At 71.6% G+C, this 19,229-nt stretch carries 17 protein-coding genes; 8 read left to right on the plus strand and 9 right to left on the minus strand.

Features of this window, described 5'->3' with window-relative positions; all coding sequences use genetic code 11:
* Positions 1-107 precede the first annotated feature (107 nt).
* A complete protein-coding gene (locus ACFVKT_RS03225; protein WP_385726980.1) occupies positions 108-1,409 on the plus strand; it encodes an alpha/beta fold hydrolase in 1,302 nt (433 codons plus the stop codon).
* A 95-nt stretch (positions 1,410-1,504) separates the two neighbouring features.
* Complete coding sequence (locus ACFVKT_RS03230; protein ID WP_385726982.1) at positions 1,505-2,338, plus strand: enoyl-CoA hydratase/isomerase family protein; 834 nt, start codon at positions 1,505-1,507, stop codon at positions 2,336-2,338.
* A gap of 210 nt (positions 2,339-2,548) precedes the next feature.
* Here the strand turns inward: ACFVKT_RS03230 and ACFVKT_RS03235 are convergent, their stop codons facing one another.
* Positions 2,549-3,427 (minus strand): SDR family oxidoreductase, encoded by an 879-nt coding sequence (locus ACFVKT_RS03235; protein WP_385726984.1) that lies wholly within the window; start codon positions 3,425-3,427, stop codon positions 2,549-2,551.
* A 267-nt stretch (positions 3,428-3,694) separates the two neighbouring features.
* Here ACFVKT_RS03235 and ACFVKT_RS03240 point away from each other — a divergent pair, with 267 nt between their 5' ends.
* Positions 3,695-4,540 carry a pentapeptide repeat-containing protein gene (locus tag ACFVKT_RS03240; protein WP_385726986.1) on the plus strand — a complete coding sequence of 282 codons (846 nt, stop codon included), beginning with the start codon at positions 3,695-3,697 and terminating at the stop codon, positions 4,538-4,540.
* Here the strand turns inward: ACFVKT_RS03240 and ACFVKT_RS03245 are convergent.
* Complete coding sequence (locus tag ACFVKT_RS03245; RefSeq protein ID WP_385726988.1) at positions 4,502-5,986, minus strand: cytochrome P450; 1,485 nt, start codon at positions 5,984-5,986, stop codon at positions 4,502-4,504. The two genes, ACFVKT_RS03240 and ACFVKT_RS03245, sit on opposite strands and share 39 nt — an antisense overlap.
* A 108-nt stretch (positions 5,987-6,094) precedes the next feature.
* Between ACFVKT_RS03245 and ACFVKT_RS03250 the strand changes: the two genes are divergently transcribed.
* Together ACFVKT_RS03250 and ACFVKT_RS03255 are read left to right on the plus strand one after the other, a co-directional pair.
* Positions 6,095-6,703 carry a TetR/AcrR family transcriptional regulator gene (locus tag ACFVKT_RS03250; protein WP_385726990.1) on the plus strand — a complete coding sequence of 203 codons (609 nt, stop codon included), beginning with the start codon at positions 6,095-6,097 and terminating at the stop codon, positions 6,701-6,703.
* Between the two features lie 111 nt (positions 6,704-6,814).
* Positions 6,815-7,540: a DUF2470 domain-containing protein gene (locus ACFVKT_RS03255; protein WP_385726991.1), complete on the plus strand. Its 726-nt coding sequence runs from the start codon at positions 6,815-6,817 to the stop codon at positions 7,538-7,540.
* Here the strand turns inward: ACFVKT_RS03255 and ACFVKT_RS03260 are convergent.
* The 4 genes from ACFVKT_RS03260 to ACFVKT_RS03275 all read right to left on the minus strand — a co-directional run bounded on the left by ACFVKT_RS03260 (position 7,508) and on the right by ACFVKT_RS03275 (position 11,974).
* Positions 7,508-8,728 (minus strand): lactonase family protein, encoded by a 1,221-nt coding sequence (locus tag ACFVKT_RS03260; protein ID WP_385726992.1) that lies wholly within the window; start codon positions 8,726-8,728, stop codon positions 7,508-7,510. The two genes, ACFVKT_RS03255 and ACFVKT_RS03260, sit on opposite strands and share 33 nt — an antisense overlap.
* Before the next feature lie 116 nt (positions 8,729-8,844).
* Entirely contained in the window at positions 8,845-9,906 is a 1,062-nt protein-coding gene (locus tag ACFVKT_RS03265) for a hypothetical protein (RefSeq protein ID WP_385726994.1), read from the minus strand.
* A 78-nt stretch (positions 9,907-9,984) separates the two neighbouring features.
* Positions 9,985-11,253, minus strand: a complete 1,269-nt coding sequence (locus ACFVKT_RS03270) for an aromatic acid exporter family protein (protein ID WP_385726996.1) — start codon at positions 11,251-11,253, stop codon at positions 9,985-9,987.
* Positions 11,254-11,329: 76 nt separating this feature from the next.
* Complete coding sequence (locus ACFVKT_RS03275; RefSeq protein ID WP_385726998.1) at positions 11,330-11,974, minus strand: CGNR zinc finger domain-containing protein; 645 nt, start codon at positions 11,972-11,974, stop codon at positions 11,330-11,332.
* Between the two features lie 131 nt (positions 11,975-12,105).
* Here ACFVKT_RS03275 and ACFVKT_RS03280 point away from each other — a divergent pair, with 131 nt between their 5' ends.
* Complete coding sequence (locus ACFVKT_RS03280; RefSeq protein ID WP_385727000.1) at positions 12,106-13,104, plus strand: zinc-binding alcohol dehydrogenase family protein; 999 nt, start codon at positions 12,106-12,108, stop codon at positions 13,102-13,104.
* A 22-nt stretch (positions 13,105-13,126) separates the two neighbouring features.
* Here ACFVKT_RS03280 and ACFVKT_RS03285 read toward each other — a convergent pair whose 3' ends face one another.
* Complete coding sequence (locus tag ACFVKT_RS03285) at positions 13,127-13,621, minus strand: FBP domain-containing protein (protein WP_385727002.1); 495 nt, start codon at positions 13,619-13,621, stop codon at positions 13,127-13,129.
* Positions 13,622-13,708: 87 nt separating this feature from the next.
* Here ACFVKT_RS03285 and ACFVKT_RS03290 point away from each other — a divergent pair, with 87 nt between their 5' ends.
* On the plus strand, positions 13,709-14,602 hold the full coding sequence (locus ACFVKT_RS03290) for a DUF3626 domain-containing protein (RefSeq protein ID WP_385727004.1): 894 nt from the start codon (positions 13,709-13,711) through the stop codon (positions 14,600-14,602).
* Here ACFVKT_RS03290 and ACFVKT_RS03295 read toward each other — a convergent pair.
* The gene (locus ACFVKT_RS03295) at positions 14,542-15,192 is read right to left on the minus strand and encodes a PAS domain-containing protein (protein WP_385727007.1); all 651 of its coding nucleotides are present in this window, start codon (positions 15,190-15,192) and stop codon (positions 14,542-14,544) included. The genes ACFVKT_RS03290 and ACFVKT_RS03295 overlap by 61 nt on opposite strands.
* Before the next feature lie 156 nt (positions 15,193-15,348).
* Positions 15,349-15,717, minus strand: a complete 369-nt coding sequence (locus tag ACFVKT_RS03300; RefSeq protein WP_385727009.1) for a VOC family protein — start codon at positions 15,715-15,717, stop codon at positions 15,349-15,351.
* 259 nt (positions 15,718-15,976) lie between these two features.
* Here ACFVKT_RS03300 and ACFVKT_RS03305 point away from each other — a divergent pair, with 259 nt between their 5' ends.
* Entirely contained in the window at positions 15,977-19,225 is a 3,249-nt protein-coding gene (locus ACFVKT_RS03305; protein ID WP_385727011.1) for a cytochrome P450, read from the plus strand.
* Positions 19,226-19,229: the final 4 nt, after the last annotated feature.

The raw sequence follows: 19,229 nt of genomic DNA on the forward strand, positions 1-19,229 counted from the left end.
CGCTGAGCCGTTGTTCAGTAGGATTTCTTGATCCCTGGGCTCGGCAGCTCGCGGATCATGTGCTCAACTGTGACGCAGCCTGGAAACCGTACGTCTCGGGAGCCCTGTTGACCGTCAGCTACCGCCAGCCCGGTGTCGTCCTCACCGACAGACACTTCACCGTGCCTCTCGACCACGCCGACCCGGCGGGGGAGAGCATCGAGGTGTTCGCCCGCGAGGTCGTCGCCAGCGAGAAGGCACACCAGAACCTGCCGTGGCTGGTCTATCTCCAGGGCGGTCCCGGTTTCGGGGCGAATCGCTTCGTCGGCAAGCAGGCCTGGCTTGGCCGAGCCCTGCGGGACTTCCGGGTACTGCTCCTCGACCAGCGCGGCACCGGCAACTCCACCCCCGCCAACCGGCAGACCCTGCCCTTGCGCGGCGGCCCCCGCGAACAGGCCGACTACCTCACGCACTTCCGTGCCGACTCGATCGTCCGCGACTGCGAGGTCATCCGCCAACGGCTCACCGGCGGCGCACCCTGGACCGTACTGGGCCAGAGCTTCGGCGGCTTCTGCGCGGTGCACTACCTGTCCACCGCGCCCGAGGGCCTGAGCGCCGCTCTGATCACCGGCGGACTGCCGACCCTGGACGGCCACGCGGACGACGTCTACCGGGCCGCGTATCCGCGCATCGAGCGCAAAGTCGTCGCGCACTACGCGCGTTACCCGCAGGACGTCGAGCGGGCCCGCCGGATCGCGGAGTACCTCCTCCAGCACGAACCGGTCCTGCCCGGCGGCTTCCGCCTGACCGCCGAGGCCTTCCAGTCGCTCGGCATCCTCCTCGGCGGCAGCGACGGCAGCCACCGCCTCCACTACCTCCTGGAGCAGGCCTTCGTCCGCACCCCACAGGGTCCGGCCCTCTCCGACGCCTTCCAGGAAGAGGTGCAGGGACTGCTGTCGTACGCGGGCCACCCGCTGTACGCCCTTGTCCACGAGGCCTGCTACGCCCAGGACGACCGCCCCACTGCCTGGTCCGCCGAGCGGGTGCGCGCCGAGTTCCCGCAGTTCGACGCCGCCAAGGCCCTTGCGGACGACCGGCCGCTGCTGTTCACCGGTGAGTCCGTGCACCCCTGGACCTTCGACACCGACCCGGCGCTGCGCCCGCTGCGCGACACCGCCGAGGAACTGGCCGCCCGCACCGATTGGCAGCCGCTGTACGACACCGCCCGGCTCGCGGCCAACGAGGTGCCGGTCGCCGCGGCCGTCTACCACGACGACATGTACGTCGACACCGAGCACGCCCTGCGCACGGCACGCGCCATCCGGGGGCTGCGCACGTGGGTGACCGACGAGTTCGAGCACGACGGCGTACGAGCGGGCGGACCGCGTGTCCTGGACCGGCTGCTGGCACTCACCCGCGACGAGGTCTGAGGTTCCGAGCCCTTGAGCCCTTGAGCCCTTGAGGTTTTGGGGTTTTGAGGCTCCCCTAGAATCTGACGAGCCGTCAGAATCCGGAGGGGGCACGGATGATCGACACCACATGTACGGACATCCCGGAGGGTGAGGAGCGGCTGCGCCTCGACATCGAGGACGGCATCGGCGTTCTCACCCTCTGCCGCCCGGCGAAACTCAACGCCTGGAGCTGGGAGTCCACGCGCCAACTCGGCCTGTTCGCCGACCGGATCCGGTTCGACGAGTCCATCCGGGTGGTCCTCTTGCGGGGCGAGGGCCGGGCCTTCTGCGCGGGGATCGACGTCACCGCGCCGGGCGGTGCCATCACCGGCCGCTCCGGCTCCGAGCGTGTCCGCAACTACTACGAGGGCCTGCGCTGGGCACATGAGCGGTTCTCCGCCTTCGCCCGGCTGCCGCAGCCGGTCGTCGCGGCCGTACAGGGCTACTGCCTGGGCTTCGGATTCGAGCTCGCCCTGATGGCGGACCTCAGGATCGCCTCGGCCGACGCGGTGTTCGCACTCCCCGAGGCGCAGCTCGGGGTAGCGGTGGACGCGGGCGGAGATCTGCGGATCGCCCGCGAGGCGGGCGCCGGCTGGGCGAAGTTCCTTGCGCTGACCGGACGGCGGCTGGACGCGGTCGCGGCGGAACGCCTGCACCTGGTCCAGCTGGTCGTCGGCCGGGACGAGTTGGACAAGTCGGCCCGAGGCGTCGCCACCGAGATCGCGGCGAATGGCCCCCTCGCCGTGCAGGGGATCAAGCGTGACATCGACGCCTTCGCCGATGCCGGTCTCGGGGCCGCCCTCGACCGCACCGCGATGTCGGCGGCGCTCACGCTGACGTCCGAGGACTCGCGCGAGGGCTATGCGGCCAAGGGGGCTCGTCGAGTGCCGCGTTTCGAAGGGAAGTGACCGGCGTGTCTCTGTCGTGCGTGGCGTGGACTTCGAGGCATCTGTCCTCGTTCTCCGACCGAAGATGGAGAACCGTGCCGACTCCGGCGCTCTTGTGGGCGGCGCGGTCGCGTCCAGGCTGCTGCGCGGCTGGCAGTGGCCCAACAGGCGCGCCTCGTGCGGCAGTTCGGGATATCCTCGCGGCGCGTGCTCAGCGCGTCATCGGTACGGTCAGCCGGTGAAGGGGCCCCGCCCCAGCTGCTCCCTCACCGGCACCACCGGCGGGCTGACGATCCCCCTGCGCTGCCAGTTCGCGCCGTCCACCACCAAGGTGTGACCGGTGATGAATCGGGCGTAGGGGGAGGCCAGGAAGGTGGCGGCCCAGCCGAGTTCGCGCGGGGCGCCGACCCGCAGGGCGGGCTGGCGCGTGTCGTGTCCGTCGGCCCGGTCCAGGTTGCCGCGGATGTCCGCGGTCATGTCCTCGTGCGGCATCAGTCCGGGCACCAGCCCGTTGATCTGGATGCCGTACGGCCCCCACTCCACGGCCAGCGTCTCCACCAGGTTGAGTACGCCGGCCTTCGCCGCCGCGCTGTGCGCGAAACCGGGGCCGCCCGTCCAGGCGTACGACGCACCGACGTTGATGATCGAGCCCGGTGTGCACGCGGCCAGATGGCGCCTGCCGAACTCACGGGTCATCAGAAACGTGCCGGTGAGTGTGATGTCGACGACCGCTCGCCAGGCGTTCGGGGACATCTCCTCTGCCGGGACGGGGAAGTTGGCGGCGGCGTTGTTGACCAGGACGTCCGGGAGGCCGCAGGTGTCGAAGACCTCGGCGATGCGTTCCGGGTCCCGGATGTCGCACACGGTCGTGGTGACCCGCGTGCCCGTGGCCGCCAACTCCTGCTGCGCGGAGCGCAGATGCTCCTCGCCGCGGCTGGCGATCACCAGGTCGGCGCCGAGGCGGGCGAACTCCGTCGCGATCGCCTTGCCGAGTCCGGTGCCGCCGCCGGTGACCAGGACCAGCGAGCCGTCGAAGGTCCCCGGGGGCAGTGCGCTCACGCCCTGTGGAGGAGGGGCGGGCAGCCCGCGTGGGGCTGGTGTCTTGTCCATGGCTGCCTCGATACCGGGTGTGCCTCCAAAACTCCAGAAGCGGGGTGGGGGCGTGGTGGTGTGGGTGGGGGTTTGTTCGCCCCCTCCGCCCCTTGGACCTCCGCTTCTCAGACGCCGGAGGGGCTGGATTCTCAGCCGTCCGGCGTTTGAGGACGAGCGCGTTCAGCGCGACAGGCGGGGGGCTGGGGGCGGCAGCCCCCAGGTACGGGACGGGCAGGGGCGGAGGGGGCGAAACCCGCATACCCCCAGTTCAGTAGGCTGAGCCTCATGCAAGACGACAGCGGAACCGCCCGTGACCGGCGCCTCGACCTGGAGGCGGACTGCGGGGAGTGCTTCGGACTCTGCTGTGTCGCCCTGCCCTTCACCCGCTCGGCCGACTTCGCGATCGACAAGGACGCGGGGAAGCCGTGCCCGAACCTGCGGACGGACTCCCGGTGCGGCATCCACACGGAACTGCGCCGGAAGGGCTTCACGGGCTGCACGGTGTACGACTGCTTCGGCGCCGGCCAGAAGGTCTCGCAGGTCACCTTCGGCGGCCGGGACTGGCGCGCGGGAACCCGTGAACAGGCCCGGCAGATGTTCGACGTCTTCCCGGTCGTGCGCCAACTCCACGAACTGCTCTGGTATCTCGATGAGGCCCTGACGCTTCCCGCCGCCCAACCCGTCCACGCCGACCTCCGCCACGCACTCGACAGCACAGAGCGCCTCACCCACCGCACCCCGGAGGAACTGGGCGACCTGGATGTGGGCGCGCACCGGCAGGAGGTCAACGTGCTGCTGCTGCGGACCAGCGAGCTCATGCGCGCGGGAGTCGGCCGGGGAAGGAAGAAGGACCGTCGGGGCGCCGACCTGATGGGCGCCCGCCTCAAGGGAGCCGACCTCAGCGGTGCCGACCTGCGCGGCGCCTACCTCATCGCCGCCGACCTGACCGGCGCAGACCTGCGAGGTGCCGACCTGATCGGCGCGGACCTGCGGGACACGGACCTCACGGACGCGGACCTGACCGGCGCCTTCTTCCTGACGCAGCCGCAGCTGAACGCGGCCCGGGGCAGCGCCGGGACGAAGCTGCCGGGGCTACTCACCCGCCCGGGCCACTGGACGGCCGGGAGCTGAGTCCGGCGCGGGCGTGCGGCCTTCGAGGTGCAGTCGCAGCCCCGCCGGCATCAGCGTCAGCCGCTCGGCCACGCGGAGCCGGTAGCCGGGGTCGGGCCGCAGCTCGTAGCGGCGCAGCAGCAGCCCCAGCACCAGCGTCGCCTCGTGCAGCGCGAACTGCCGGCCGATGCAGGCCCGCGCCCCGGTGCCGAACGGCTTGAAGGTGTGCGCGGGCCGGGCCCGTACCGCCTTGGCGTCGAAGCGCTCCGGATCGAACTCCTCGGCGTCCGCGCCCCAGACGTCCGGATCCCGGTGCAGCATCGCCGTGAGGACCAGCGCCCACGCTCCCTGCCGCATCGGATGGACGCCGCCGAGAACCGTGGCCTGCCGGGCCTCGCGCGCGAAGGCGGGCGCCGTGGGCCAGAGCCGTAGCGACTCGTCGAGAACGCGGCGTACGTACCGGAGCCTGGCGACCTGGTCGTAGCCGGGCCGGGGCGTGTCGCCCCACACGCGGTCCACCTCGGCCCGGGCGCGGGCTGCGACGTCCGGGTGCCGGGAGAGGTAGTGGAGGGCGAAGGAGAGGGCGCCCGAGGTCGTCTCGTGGCCCGCGACCAGGAAGGTGATGACCTGGCGGCGGATGTTCTCCGGCGCCAGCCGTTCCCCGGTCTCGGGGTGGGCGGTCTCCAGCATCCGGTCGAGCAGGTCCCCTTCCCCGCCTGAGGACTGACGGTCCGTCACCACGGCGTCGACCGTGCGGTTGAGATACGCGATGTCGGCCGCGTTGCGACGCGAGGGGCCGCGGAGCAGCAGCGGGGCCAGGGGGGCGGGGACGGAGTTGAGGCGCTGGGCGTAGGTCAGTGTGCCCACCATGGCGTTCACGAAGGGATGTGGCCGGGTGCGTTCGAAGGAGCCGAAGTCGTGGCCGAAGCCGGTCCGCGCGATCGTCTCCAGCGTCAGCTTCGTCATGTCACCGGGCACGTCGACCGCGTTCCCCGCCGCCCGCTCCCGGTCCCAGCGGTCCATCAGCCGCTCGGTCACGGCGAGCATCATCGGGTGGTAGCCCTCCATGGCCTCGCGGCTGAACCCCGGAGCCAGGACGTCGTGCGCGAGCTGCCAGTTCGGCTCGTGGTTGTACGCCGTGAACAGTCCATCCCCGGCGACCGGCCGGAGGTTGGCGATCCCGAGGCCGACATGCTTGCTGAACCGAGACTCGTCGGCCAGCTCCGCCGCGAGGTCCGCGCCCCAGACGAACACGATCTCCTTGCCGAAGCCCTTACGGCGGAAGATCGGCCCGAGCCGCCGCCCGAGCCGCAGCGAATCCTGGATGGGCGTACGGACGTTGGCGCCTATCGCGTCGCCGATCAGCGGTACCCGGCGCGGCGGATGCGGAATGCGGTGCAGCTCGGGCCAGCCCAGCTCAGCACTGCGGAACCCCTTGGGCAGTGTGGCCGCTGTCGTCTCCGCCATGACGCCATCTCCCTTGCCCTTACGGCAGATTGAGTTTGTTGTACGCCAGTTCAATAGCGGATTTCAGTGTGATCCCGTTGTTGAACCGACGTCAAGTAAAGTGCGGGCATGTCCGGGAATCAGGGTGAGCGGGTGCGCCGTCGCCTCAGCACCGAGGAGCGCCGGGAGCAGCTTCTCTCGGTCGGGGCGTGCCTTTTCTCGGAGAGCCCGTACGACGAGGTGTGGATCGAGCAGGTCGCCGAGATCGCCGGAGTCTCCCGCGGGCTGCTTTACCACTACTTCCCGACCAAGCGGGACTTCTTCGCGGCCGTCGTCGAGCGCGAGAGCCGGCGGATGCTGCGCATGACGGCGGCGGTGCCCGGGATCCCGGTGCGCGAGCAACTCGGCGCAGGGCTCGACACCTTCCTCGGCTATGTCGAGCAGCACGCGCACGGCTTCCGCGCTTTCCACCGTGCCGACGCGGCCGGTGACCAGGCCGTACGGAAGGTGTATCAGCAGGCGCTCGCCGCACAGGAGCGGCAGATCCTCGCGGCGCTCGCGGCGGACCCGGAGATCTGTCGGGCGCCCGAAGGGGAGGCTGAGCTGCGGATCGCCGTGCGCGGCTGGCTGGCCTTCACCACGTCCGTGTGCCTGGAGTGGCTGCGGGGCTCGGAGTTGAGCCGGGAACAGGTGCGCGATCTGTGCGCCCGCGCGCTGCTGGGTGCGATCGCTCCCTGAGTCCCGGTCGGCTCACCGCGCGCCAAAAGCGTTCTCAAAGGATGGCGAGTGTGGTTGGCGTACACCCGGATCTTCGATAGCTTAGGCAAGCCTTACCTAAGGAGGAGTCTGATGGGTGACCGTCACACCTGGACGGCCGCGCCTGCCGCGGCGGAGCGTGCTCGCTCGGTGCTTGCCGCAGCATGGTCATGCGCGGTGACCGCGGAGGGCGGCCGGGAGGAGTTCGTCGGCGCGCACTCCGTGGCCGCGGACGGCAGGATCCTCCTGCACGTGCCGGACGACAGCATGCTGCTCACGGCCGCGATCTGCGCGCCTCGCGGCGAGCCGTCCGCAGTCCTGGAGTTCGCCGACGTCGCACCCGTTCCCGTACGGAACCGGATCCGCGCCCGGCTGTGGCTCGCCGGCTGGTTCGCTCCCGAAGACGGGCATCTCGCGTTCCGGCCGACGCGCGCGGTGCTGCGCCAGCCGACCGGGACCGTCGTGGTCGACCTCGGCGAGCTCGCCGACGCCGACCCCGACCCCCTCGCCACGGCGGAGTCCGCGCTGCTCACCCATCTCGCCGACGCCCACCCGGACGCGATCGACCGGCTGACCCGGCTCGTGGAACCGGACAGCCTGCACGGCGCCGTACGCGTCCAGCCTCTCGCCGTCGACCGCCACGGACTCACGCTGCGCATCGAGCGGGTGCGCGGCAACGGCGACGTACGGCTGCCCTTCCACAAGCCCGCCGACAGCGTCGCGCAGCTCACGGAGCGGATGCACGTCCTGCTCAATCAGGCCAGCGCCGCGTCCTGCCCCCGCGCGCTACAGCGGCAGCGCACAGACGGCGACGGGTGAGGCGAACGGCTCGCCCGCGAGCCGGAGTTCACCGCTCTCGCCGTCGACGTGGAAGACGCTGACGGTGCTCGACCTCTGGTTCGCCGCGAACAGCAGCTTCTCGTCCGGCGAGAAGGCGATCTGGCGCGGGAAGTCGCCGCCGACCGGCACGGTGTCCAGCAGCTTCAGACGGGCGCCGTCCGCCTCCACCGCGTACCGCGTCAGGCTGTTGCGGCCCCGGTTGGCGAGATAGGCGTACGACCCCTTCGAGGTCACCAGGATCTGCGCCGGATAGCTCGTGCCCGCACCCGTCCCCGTGGGCTGCGGGTCGCCCGGTGTGAGCCGTCCCCTGGCCGGGTCGTAGGCGCAGACCGCGACCGTGTTGTCGACCTCGTTGGCGAGATAGGCGAAGCGGCCGCCGGGGTGGAAGGTGAGATGGCGCGGTCCCGCACCCGGCCGGGTGCGGGCCTGGGAGACCTCGGTGAGCGTGCCCCTGGACTCGTCCAGGCGGTAGGTGTAGACGGTGTCGGTGCCCAGGTCGACGGCGAGCACATGGCCGCCGTCGGGGCTGGTGATGAACTGGTGGGCGTGCGGCCCCTGTTGACCCGGACCGGGCGCCGGACTTGTGTGCGTGACGAGGTCGGTGCGCTCACCGAGCGCGCCCGAGGCGTCGATCGGGTGCACGGCCACGGTCCCCGACCCGTAGTCGGCGCTCAGCAGCCAGCGCCCGCTCGGATGCACGGACAGGTGACAGGGGCTCGCGCCACCGGTGGCGCGCGAGCCGAGAACATCGTTCCCGGCGAGGCGTACTGCCGTCACCCTGCCAGCCTCCCGCTCGTCGACGGCGTACAGCGTGCGGCCGTCCGGATGGGCTGCGAGATACGAGGGGTCGCCGACGCCTGTGATGAGGGCGCCGGTACCGGTGATGCTGCCCGTCACGGAGTTGTACGTGGCCAGGCCGATGCCCTTTCCGCCGCCCTCGACCGAGGTGTACGTCCCGAGGAACAGTGGGCGGGAACTGTTGGTGGGCGGCGTGGACGAGCCGGCCGTCGGCGGAACCGTTTTGGGGTCGGCCGGCGAGGGATCAGATCTGACGACGGCCGCTGCCGCGACCGTCGTCACCGAGGCGACCCCGGCCAGCGCGCCGACGAAACGGCGCCTGGTCCAGCCGCCGCCCGAGCCGCGTGCCGGATCTGCCCCACTGCTCATGCCTGCACCTCGGGTTTCGGTTGCCTCAGCCGTGACAGCCACCTTGACGTGCGGCACCCGAGAAGTGCAAGAACGGCAATGAGCGTTGCGGACCGCGCAACGGGATCTTCGCCGGGTTACCAGTCGCCGTCCTCGACCGGCTTGCCCGGCGCGTCCCCGAGCGGCTGCACCTGGTTCGGCGAAGGCTGCTGCCAGGGCTCGTGGTCGTCGCCGAGCCAGTCACCGACCGGCTGCACCGAGCCGAGCGTGTCCGTGGGGGAGAGGTCCGTGGCGTCCTGGTCGTAGTAGTCGAACCAGGGGAGTCCCGCCCTGGTGTAGGCCGCGCGGTCCACGGGCGAGGGCGGGGGCGCCTCGCCCGTGATGCGGCGCCACTCCGGAGGCGTCACCAGGTGCACGAACACCCGCCCGGCGGGCTCCTCGGCCCAGGCCTTGAGCGGCCGGTCGTCCGCGTAGACCTCCTGACGCATCGAGCCGCCGACCCCGAGGCCCATCGCCGGCGCGCTCCTCGCCCTGCCGCCCGGCGCGCGGGCGGGACCCGGTGCGGCGCCCGGAGCGGGAGCTGCGGCCGCCATCGGGAGGGCGGCGCCATAACCCCCGCCGAACGCCGTCATCTCCCTGTGCGCCGCGGCCCTGCGCTGCTCCGCCTCGCGCCAGGCACGCAGTTCCTCCTCGCGCAGCGGGAACGACTGCAGCTGTACGCCGCCCCACACCTCCTGGCCGGTGACCTGGCCCTCGACGGTGGCGCCCAGACCGAGGGGCACCGCCACGAACTGGCGGACCGTGCCTTTGCCGGAGTTGATCCCGTCGAGCCACGGCTGACGGGGCAGCACCACATAGTTCTGCGGATCCCGGCCGAGCCGGGGACTCCACGGCTTGCCCGACACAGCGCACACCTTGCCCACGCCGACCTGGAGGGCGGCCGGCTCCGTCGTACCGCCGAAACTCAGCCACATCGCCTCGCGCAGATACACCGGCAGCATCACACCGCCGCGCGCCCGCCATTCGGCGGGCACCGTGTCGGCGTAGTCCCCGACACGACGTATCGGGAACTCGCCGAGCCCTGGAGGCAGCGCGTGCGTGCCCTTCTCGGGCAGGCGCAGGGTCCTGATGAACCGCACCCGCACCTCGCCCGGCAGGCGCAGCGTGTTCCCGTCGATCCGCACGGTGCTGTCGGTCATCCGTCCGCTCCCCTCGTCGTTGTGAAGCACGGTCGTGGAGCCTCCTCGTGCCGCCACCCCACGTAGAACCGCGGCTCCTCACTTAGAACGACGGGAGGCAGGGCGCCGGTTCCGGCGCAGCACCTTCGGGACGCGCAGATAGGGGCGCAGCCGCGTGAGCCATGGCCAGCGCTCGCGGTCCTCGCGTGCGCAGCGGTCCAGCTCCTCCAGGAGCCGCCGGGACCGGTACTCCGTGTCGAGTTCGGCGATGATGCGGTTGACCTCGGTGAGCACCGCGCCCTGCAGCTCCCACTGACTGGCGTCGCGCTGGATCTCTTCGAGGAACAGCTGGGCCAGCTTGTCGCGGGTGGCGGCGGCCGTGGTGAGCTCCGCGGCGAGCCGCTCCTCCGCCGACTCGGCGCTTCGGGTGACATCGGTGGTCACCAGGACGGCGAAACTGACGATGGCGTCGGCGACCTCGGACAGCAGCTGCTCCAGGGTGGCCCCGGACTGCGGCTCGAACAGCGGCTCCGGCTCACGCTCCTTGGCCAGGTCGGTGAGGCTGCGCGCGAGCACCCGCAGGACCACGGTGCAGATCTCCAGTGTGTCGAGGCCGGTGCGCAGCACGACCCGGTGCAGCAGGCCCTCACGCACGCGCGGATTGAGCTTCAGGCTGTCCTCGGCCTGCCGCAGCGCCGCGTCCACCTCGACGATGTCGTGGTCCAGACGGCGTGCCTCGTGCAGCCGCTCGGCCGCCAGTGAGGCGGGGGTGCGGCCCGCTGCCTCCTCGCCGATCCGCAGCATCAACTGCCGCATCCGGCGCGCCAGATCCTCGATGGACTCGCCGGCCACGCCGACCCACACCGGTGGCGCCAGTACGAGGTTGCAGGCGAGTCCCACGACCGCCCCGATCAGCGTTTCCAGCACCCGGGCCCACGCCGTGTCACCCACCCTGGTGACGCCGAGGATCAGCATGGCGCTGATCGCCACCTCGGGAACGAACTCACTGACCCGTACGAGGTGGCCCACCGCCAGCGAGGTGATGATCAGCAGGGCCAGGCTCCACCAGGTCAGCCCGACCAGGCTGCTGAAGGCGATGGCGATGATGACGCCGGCGACCACGGAGTTCACCCGCCGGATGCCGGTGGTGATCGTGGAGTACAGGGTGACCTGTACGACGAGCAGGGCCGTCAGGGGCGCGGTGAGCGGCGCGGGCTCGGGGCTGAGGTGCACGGCAATGACGTACGCGATCGTCGCGGCCGCCGCCGACCTGAGCGCCTGGACGACCACGGGCTCTCGTCGCCGCTTCACGAGCTGGGCGACGGAGGTCGCCCACTCACCACGGTCCTCTCTACGTTCCTGTCGCACCCTTGGGCCCTTCCCGTTTCTAGGCGCATCGAACGCATGAGGGAGACCGCATCTCCGCCGACGAGTCCCCCCGACCCTACGTGGTGGCCCGGGTGGAGGCTGCGCGGCCGCGCGACCGGTAACCGGCCACCTTCGCGAGGTTGCCGCAGCGGTCCATGGAGCACCAGCGGCGGCGGCGGGCCTGGGAGTCGTCCAGGAAGAGCAGCGAGCAGGAGGGGTTCTCGCACTCCTTGACCCTGGTCACCAGGGGGCCGCCGGTCAGCAGGACGGCATCCCGGGCCACGGTCGCGAGGGCGGCGGCTCCGGGTCGGCCGGCCTTCCAGTACAGGGATGGCGCCGAGCCGTCGTCCGGCGCGGCGAGCTGCGGGGCGAGGTCGGGGAGGGCCGCCGCTTCGTTGACCTGCGCGATGTCTCCCGGGTCCGGAGCATTTCCGTCCATCGAGGCGCGTACGAGGCGGTAGACGGCCTCGCGCAGGGTGCGGGCGTAGGACAGGTCCCCAGTGGTGATGTGCACCGGAGCGTCGTCCGCCCCCGCGTACAGGCCCGCCTCGCCGATCCAGCGGGCCAGGGCGTCCGGGTCGGGGAGCCGTTCGAGGGGGGTGTCGCCGTGCCGTTTGCCGAGCGTGGCCACGAAGTTCAGGCAGGGGCGTCCGCCGATGAGGGGGAACGCCGGCGCCGGCTCGGTGGCATCGGACGACGGGGGAGCAGATACGCGGGACATGACGCGAGTCTATCGCTTGACACCGGTTCATGGGGTGTCGCATGGTGACACCAGTTCAACCGGTGTCACCGACTCTCGCTACGAGGTGTCGCGGCGCTCCGGTGTGTCCTCCCGAAAGAGCAGGTACAGGAATGCGTGCGGTACGGATCGATGAGTTCGGCGGGCCCGAGGTGCTGGTGCCCGTGGAGGTGCCCCACCCGGTCGCCGGGCCGGGCCAGGTGCTGGTCCGGGTGGTCGCGGCGGGCGTGAACCGGGTGGACGCCCTCGTCCGCGCCGGGGTGTACCACCGGGCGGGCCGCCCGCCGCTGATCCCGGGCGTGGAGGCGGCCGGAACCGTCGCCGCGGTCGGCGAGGGGGTGACCGGTGTCAGCGTCGGGCAGCGGGTGATGGCCCTGGACGGTGTGAACGCTCCTGGCTTCTACGCCGAGTTGGCCGTCGTACCGGCCGAGCAGGTGACCGTCCTGCCGGACGGTGTGGGTCTGACGGAGGCCGCGACCCTGCCCGTCGCGTGGCTCTCCGCCTGGTACAGCCTGCGCCGGCTGGCCCGGGTGACCAAGGACGACACCGTGGTGGTGAAGGCCGCCGCGAGCGGGGTCGGCAGCGCGGCCGTACAGATCGCGGCGGAGGCCGGTGCACGCGTCATCGCGATCGCCGGTTCACCGCAGAAGGCGGCCTGGGCGGCCGAATTCGGCGCCGATTCCTTCATCGACACCTCCGCGCACCCCGAAGACGCGGAGGTCGAGGAGGTACTGCGGCTGACGGACGGACGAGGCGCGGACGTCGTCCTCGACACCGTCGGCGGCCGGGCCTTCGGGCGGAGCCTGCGCGAGATCGCGCACGGCGGGCGGGTCGTCGCCCTCGCCAACGTCGCCCTGGAGCCGAGCACCGTCGACACCCGCGACTTCTACCCGAAGAACGCCTCCATCCTCGGCTTTCAGCTCACCAACCTGCAGATCCACGGCTACGACCCGCGCGCGGACCTGCGGGAACTGGCCGAGCGGGTCGCGGCGGGCACGTACCGCGTACCCGTCGAGGCGGTGTTCCCGCTGGAGCAGGCGCGCGCGGCCCACGAGCGGCTGGAGCAGCGCGACAACCGGGGCAAGATCGTGATCGCGGTGGCTGAGGACTGACCGCCGGGGCGGGTCGAGACCCTCAGGCGTACAGCCTCTCCACGAACGCCGACAGGTTGCCCACCGTCCGCGCGATCTGCTGCTCCACGGTGAGGCTCTCCTCGAAGCGAGTGCCGGATTCAAGGGACTTCTTGCCGCGTACGTACAGGGAACAGGCGAGGTCGGCGCACATATAGATGCCGACCGAGTTGCCCTCGCGCCCGGCGGTACCCGTCTTGCGGGCCGTCATCAGTGATACGCCGTGACCCGGATGCGTCGTCAGGCACAGCGAGCACATGCTGCGGTGCAGGAAGCCGCGTTGGGAGGAGGGGAAGCGCAACGTGACGCCGGCGAGTTCACCGGCCCGTTCGGTGACCAGATAGCTGCGGTCGGGCGCCCCTGGATCTCGCCAGCCGAGGAAGTCCAGGTCGTCCCAGGGGCGTTCGCCGAGATCGCGCGGTATCGAGAGACGCTTGGCCTCGCCCTTGGAGCAGTTGATGAACGAGTTGCGGATGTCCTGCTCGGTGAGTGATCTCATGGGGGAGTGCTCCTGGGTTTCGGGCGTGACTGAACCTAGGGGTACTAGGTTTTTGGCTAAGCTACTCAAACCCCTCGGAGAGATCCAATGCATTTCGGGAACGGCCGCACACCCCAGGAGCGGGCCCTGCGTCACGTCGAGGCCCACTCCTCCGGCCCGGCGGTGGATCCCGCGCTCCGGATCACCCTGAACCTCCATCCGGACCGGCTCGCACGCGGAGTCCCCATCCTTCAGGCGCTGGCCGAGGACGGCACGTACCGCTCACAGTTCGTCACCGGCACCAGCAACGGCGGCCTGACCGCGCACCCCGGCGGCGACCGCTGGCGCTGGGAGAGCCGGATCTTCGGAGCCGCGTACGACACGGCGCCCGCGCACGAACGCCCCGTGTACGGCGCGCTGAACTTCCGGCACCAACTGGTCGGCGCGGCACCCCGGTTCGGCTCCTCCCACTTCCGGCTGACCGATGAGGCACTGCGCCGGGCCACCTTCTGCTACCCCGACAGCGCGGCCGAGCCGTCGGCTTTCGGGGTGGCCGCCGGGATGTCCCTGATCGAGCGGGCCGAGGCGGACGACCAGGACGCTCTCGACGACTACATCGAGGCCCAGGTGCACGGGAAGGTCGTACTGGCGCGGGACATGGAGGCACTGGTCCTCGACGAGTCCTACCGCGGGACGCCCGTCGAGACCGCGGCGCTGCGGCTGCCGTGCCCGGTCGAGTGGCACCCCGGATACCGGCTCTCCGTCGAGGAGCTGGGACGCCACCCGGACTTCCGCGGCCCTGAGTTCGTCGAACTCGGCGCCCGGATCGCCGAGGACGGCCACCTCGACCCGCGGATCATCGGGGACGCGGCGCGCACCGGCCGGTACGAGTTGCAGGACCTGAAGAGGGTGTGGCACTGCCTCGCACGCTTCGGTGCTCCTCAGGGGGCCGGAACGGCCCTGGGCGGCCACACCCCGGGAGCCAGCACGCCCAGCGCGTAGGCGCGGGCGACCAGTTCCGTACGGGTGGCCGCGCCCCAGCGCTCCGACAGGCGCCGCAGGTGGTAGTTGACGCCGTCCACGGTCAGGCCCGTCTCCCGGGCGGCCCCGGCCGTGGTGGCGCCCCCGGCGAGCAGCGCCAGAATGCGGGCCTCGGTGTCGCCGACGGGCGGGGCGGACGGCTGGGGCTGCCCGGGGTCGGGGCCGGGGCGTTCGCCGAGCACCCGGAGCGTGACCAGGAGAGCCGTGGACGCCTCGGTGCTGTCGCTGACAGGGTCCGCGGTCAGCTCGCCGCGCCGCCGCACCCCGTCGGCCGCGTCCCAGCGCACCGAGACCGGGTAGCGGGAGCGGTGCCGCAGCCGCAGCGCCTCGGCGATCCGCTCCACCTGCGTCGCCTCCTGTGGGCGGAACAGGTCCAGCACGTTCCGCCCGCGCAGCCGGCCCGGCGTCTCGCCCCACTCCGACGCCATGGCGGGATTGGCCAGGACGATCACGCCGTACACATCGCACACCGCGACGGGCATCGGAATCCGGTCGAACAGCAGCAGGGCCCGGTTGCGCCACACCACGGCGTCCGCCCGCGTCAGGTCCACCCATGCCTCCTGCCGTGCCGGGCTCCTCGGAGCCAGAGCGGTCCCGTTGCCGGCACAACACGATACCCGCAGCTCAGCGGCCGAATGCGGCATGCCGAAGCTACCTCAGCGACCTCATGGACTGAGGCGACCGAAGTAGTGCGGCGGAGATCGCGGTCACCGCTCCGTCGGCGGCTCATGCAGCCCGAACGCCGAGCCCTGGTCGTCGCGGCAGAGCTTGAACCGTCCGAACAGGGCGGCCGACTCCCCGTCCTCGGCCCCCTCCGCACCGATGTCCTCGACGGTGCCGCCCAGCTCGCGAACCTTGGCGACAGCGGTGTCCAGGTCGTCGACCCGGAAGAACAGGTAGGGAGAAGCGTCCTTGTCCCCGCCGTGCAGGCCGCCCGGCACGCCACCGGTGGAGATCGCGAAGCCGCGCCCGCCCGGGCCGGGCTCCAGCGTCCAGCCGAAGAGGGCCCCGTAGAAGACACGCCCGCGCGCGGGGTCTTCCACGCCGATTTCGAAGAAGGTCGGTTCGCCCGTCATCAGTGACCGCCCCAGTGGTCGTCCGCCGGCACCGCTGACTCCATCGTGCTCCCGAACGAGCGGCTCCGCAGCCCCACGCACAGGGGCGTCTGCCCGGCCCGGCGGCAGCGAGCCGGATGGCCGGGCCACCGCGGTCGGCGCAAGTCCCGCCGCACGCTTTCGACTGCACAATCGTGTAGTGCCACGGTACGGGAAGGCCGCGCCCCGCGATCAAGCTGGATCGCAGTACTCCCGTACCGCGAAAGGCAGTTGTCGCGCCATGCCCCCCACCGCGCCGCACCCCCGGACGACGAACGCCCACCACACGGCAGACGCTCCGCACCGGACAGAAACTCAGCACGCCACTGACGCCTCTCACACCACAGCCACCCTCCACGGCCTCCCGCTGATCGACGTCTCCGCCACCGGCCCCGGCCGCACCCCCATCCAGCAGGTGATGGGGCTCATGCGCGAGCACGGGCCCGCGATCGTCCGTCGGCTGCACGGCCGGGATGTGATCTTCGTGGGCGACCTCGACCTGGTCACCGAGCTGGCCGACGAGAGCCGGTTCGCGAAGGCGATCGGACCTGCCCTGGAGAACGTCCGCGAGTTCGCCGCGGACGGGCTGTTCACCGCGTACAACGAGGAGCCCAACTGGGCCAAGGCGCACGACATCCTGATGCCCGCGTTCGCGCTGGGCTCCATGCGCACGTACCACCCCGTCATGCTCCGCGTGGCGCGCCGGCTGATCGACTCCTGGGACCGCGGCGCCCACGACGGGCAGCCCGTGAACGTCCCCGACGACATGACACGGATGACGCTCGACACCATCGGACTCGCCGGATTCGGCTACGACTTCGGATCCTTCGAACACACCGAACCGCACCCCTTCATCGAGTCCATGGTCCGCTGCCTGGAGTGGAGCATGACGAAGCTGGCCCGCACGCCGGGCAGCGACCACGCGGCGGCGGACGCGGCCTTCCGGGCGGACGCGGACCATCTCGCGGGAGTCGTCGACGACGTGATCGCCGCCCGTGTGAGCGAGGGGCAGGGGCAGGCGGATGACCTCCTGGGGCTCATGCTCACCGCCGAGCACCCAGCCGACGGCAGCACCCTCGACACCGCCAACATCCGCAACCAGGTGATCACCTTCCTGATCGCGGGCCATGAGACGACCTCCGGTGCGATGTCCTTCGCGATGTACTACCTGGCCAAGCACCCCGCCGTGCTCCAGCTCGTCCAGCGCGAGGTCGACGCACTGTGGGGCGACACGGCCGACCTCGAGCCGACGTTCGACGAGATCGGACGGCTCACCTACACCCGCCAGGTGCTCAACGAAGCGCTGCGGCTCTATCCGACCGCCGCTTTGTTCACCCGGCACGCCCGCGAGGACACGCTGCTCGGCGGCCGGATCCCGCTGCGCGCCGGTCAGCCGGTCGGCGTCGTCGGGCCGATGCTGCACCGGCAGCCGGTCTGGGGCGACAACCCCGAGCTGTTCGACCCCTCCCGCTTCACGCCGGAGGCGGAGGCCGCGCGCTCACCGCATGCCTTCAAGCCTTTCGGGACCGGTGAACGCGCCTGTATCGGGCGGCAGTTCGCGCTGCACGAGGCGACCATGCTGCTGGCGATGCTCGTCCACCGCTACCGGCTCCACGACCACGCCGACTACCGGCTGACGGTCAAGGAGACCCTCACCCTGAAGCCCGACGGCTTCACGCTCACACTCTCACCGCGCACCGCCGCCGACCGAGTCCACCCTGCGCTGCCGGGCACGGCCGAGGACCGGCCGGAGACATCGGCCGACGAGCGGCCCGTGCTGCCCTCCCGGGTCCGCCCCGGCACCCGCGCCCTCTTCCTGCACGGCAGCAACTACGGCACCTGCCGTGAGTTCGCCGCCACGCTCGCCGACGAGGCCGGCGCGGTCGGCTGCGAGACGGAGCTGGCACCCCTGGACGCCTACGCCGACGGGCTGCCCACCGACCGTCTCGTCGTCATCACCGCCGCCTCCTACAACGGACAGCCCACGGACGACGCCACCGCCTTCGCCGCCCGCCTCGACGGCGCCGAGCGGGCCGATGGCCTCACCTACGCCGTCCTCGGCGTCGGCGACCGCAACTGGGCCGCCACCTACCAGCACTTCCCGACCCGCATCGACGAACGCCTCGCCGAACTGGGCGGCACGCGTTTCCTGGCGCGCACGGCGGCAGACGCCTCGGGCGACCTCACAGGCACGGTCCGCGCCTTCACGGCACGGCTGCGGACCGCTTTGCTGGAGCGACACGGCGACCCCGAGGCAGCCACGGACTTGGAAGAGCCCGCAGAGGCCTACGAGGTCCGCACACTGACCGGCGGCCCCCTCGACGCGCTCGCCGAGCGGCACGGCCTCGTCCCCATGACCGTCACCGACGCGTACGACCTCACCGCGCCCGGACACCCGAGGACCAAGCGCTTCCTCCGGCTGGCGCTGCCTGACGGTACGACCTACCGCACCGGTGACCACCTCACGGTGCTTCCCGTCAACGACCCCGCTCTCGTCGAGCGCACCGCCACCGCGCTGGGCCTCGACCTGGACACGGTCTTGGACATCAGGTCCGCACGCCCTCGCCGCGACGGAATCACCGTCGACCGCCCTGTGACGGCACGTCACCTCCTCTCCCACCACGTCGAGTTGCAGGACCGCCCGACCGCCGGCCGGCTCTCCGCTCTCGCCGCCGCCAACCCGTGCCCGCCCGAGCGCATGGCTCTCGCGGGGCTCGTGGACGACCCGCGCACCCTGGTCGAGCTCGCCGAGGCCTACCCGGCCCTGCGCGGCGCACTGGACTGGCCGACGCTGCTCGACGGCATCCTCACGCCGCTGCGCCCACGCCACTACTCGGTCTCCTCGTCCCCCGCGACCGACCCGGCCCACATCGACCTGATGGTCTCGCTCCTGGAGGCACCGGCCCGCTCCGGCCAGGGAACGTACAGGGGAGTCGGCTCCGGCTACCTGAACAGCCTCAAGCGCGGCGACACCGTGTTCGCCCGCGTCCAGCCCTGCCGGGAGGCGTTCCGGATCGACGACACCTCGAAGGTCATCATGGTCGCGGCGGGCACCGGCCTCGCCCCCTTCCGCGGAGCCATCGCGGACCGCCACGCTCTGGTGGCGAGCGGCGCCGGGACCCAACTGGCGCCCGCCCTCTGCTACTTCGGCTGCGACGCCCCGGACGCGGACTTCCTGCACGCCGAGGAACTCCGCGCCGCCGAGGCCGCCGGCGCGGTCTCCCTGCGCCCGGCCTTCAGCGCGGCCCCCGTGGACGGCGTCACCTTCGTGCAGCACCGGATCGCCGCCGAGGCCGACGAGGTCTGGGACCTGCTGGACACCGGAGCCCGCGTCTACGTCTGCGGCGACGGCTCCCGGATGGCCCCCGGCGTCCGCGAAGCCTTCCGTACGCTGCACGCGGACCGGAACCCGGGCGGCGACCCCGAGCAGTGGCTGAACGACCTGATCGCGTCCGGCCGTTACGTCGAGGACGTGTACGCGGCCGGATAACCCC

It is taken from the genome of Streptomyces sp. NPDC127595 (assembly GCF_042671685.1).
Lineage (GTDB): Bacteria > Actinomycetota > Actinomycetes > Streptomycetales > Streptomycetaceae > Streptomyces.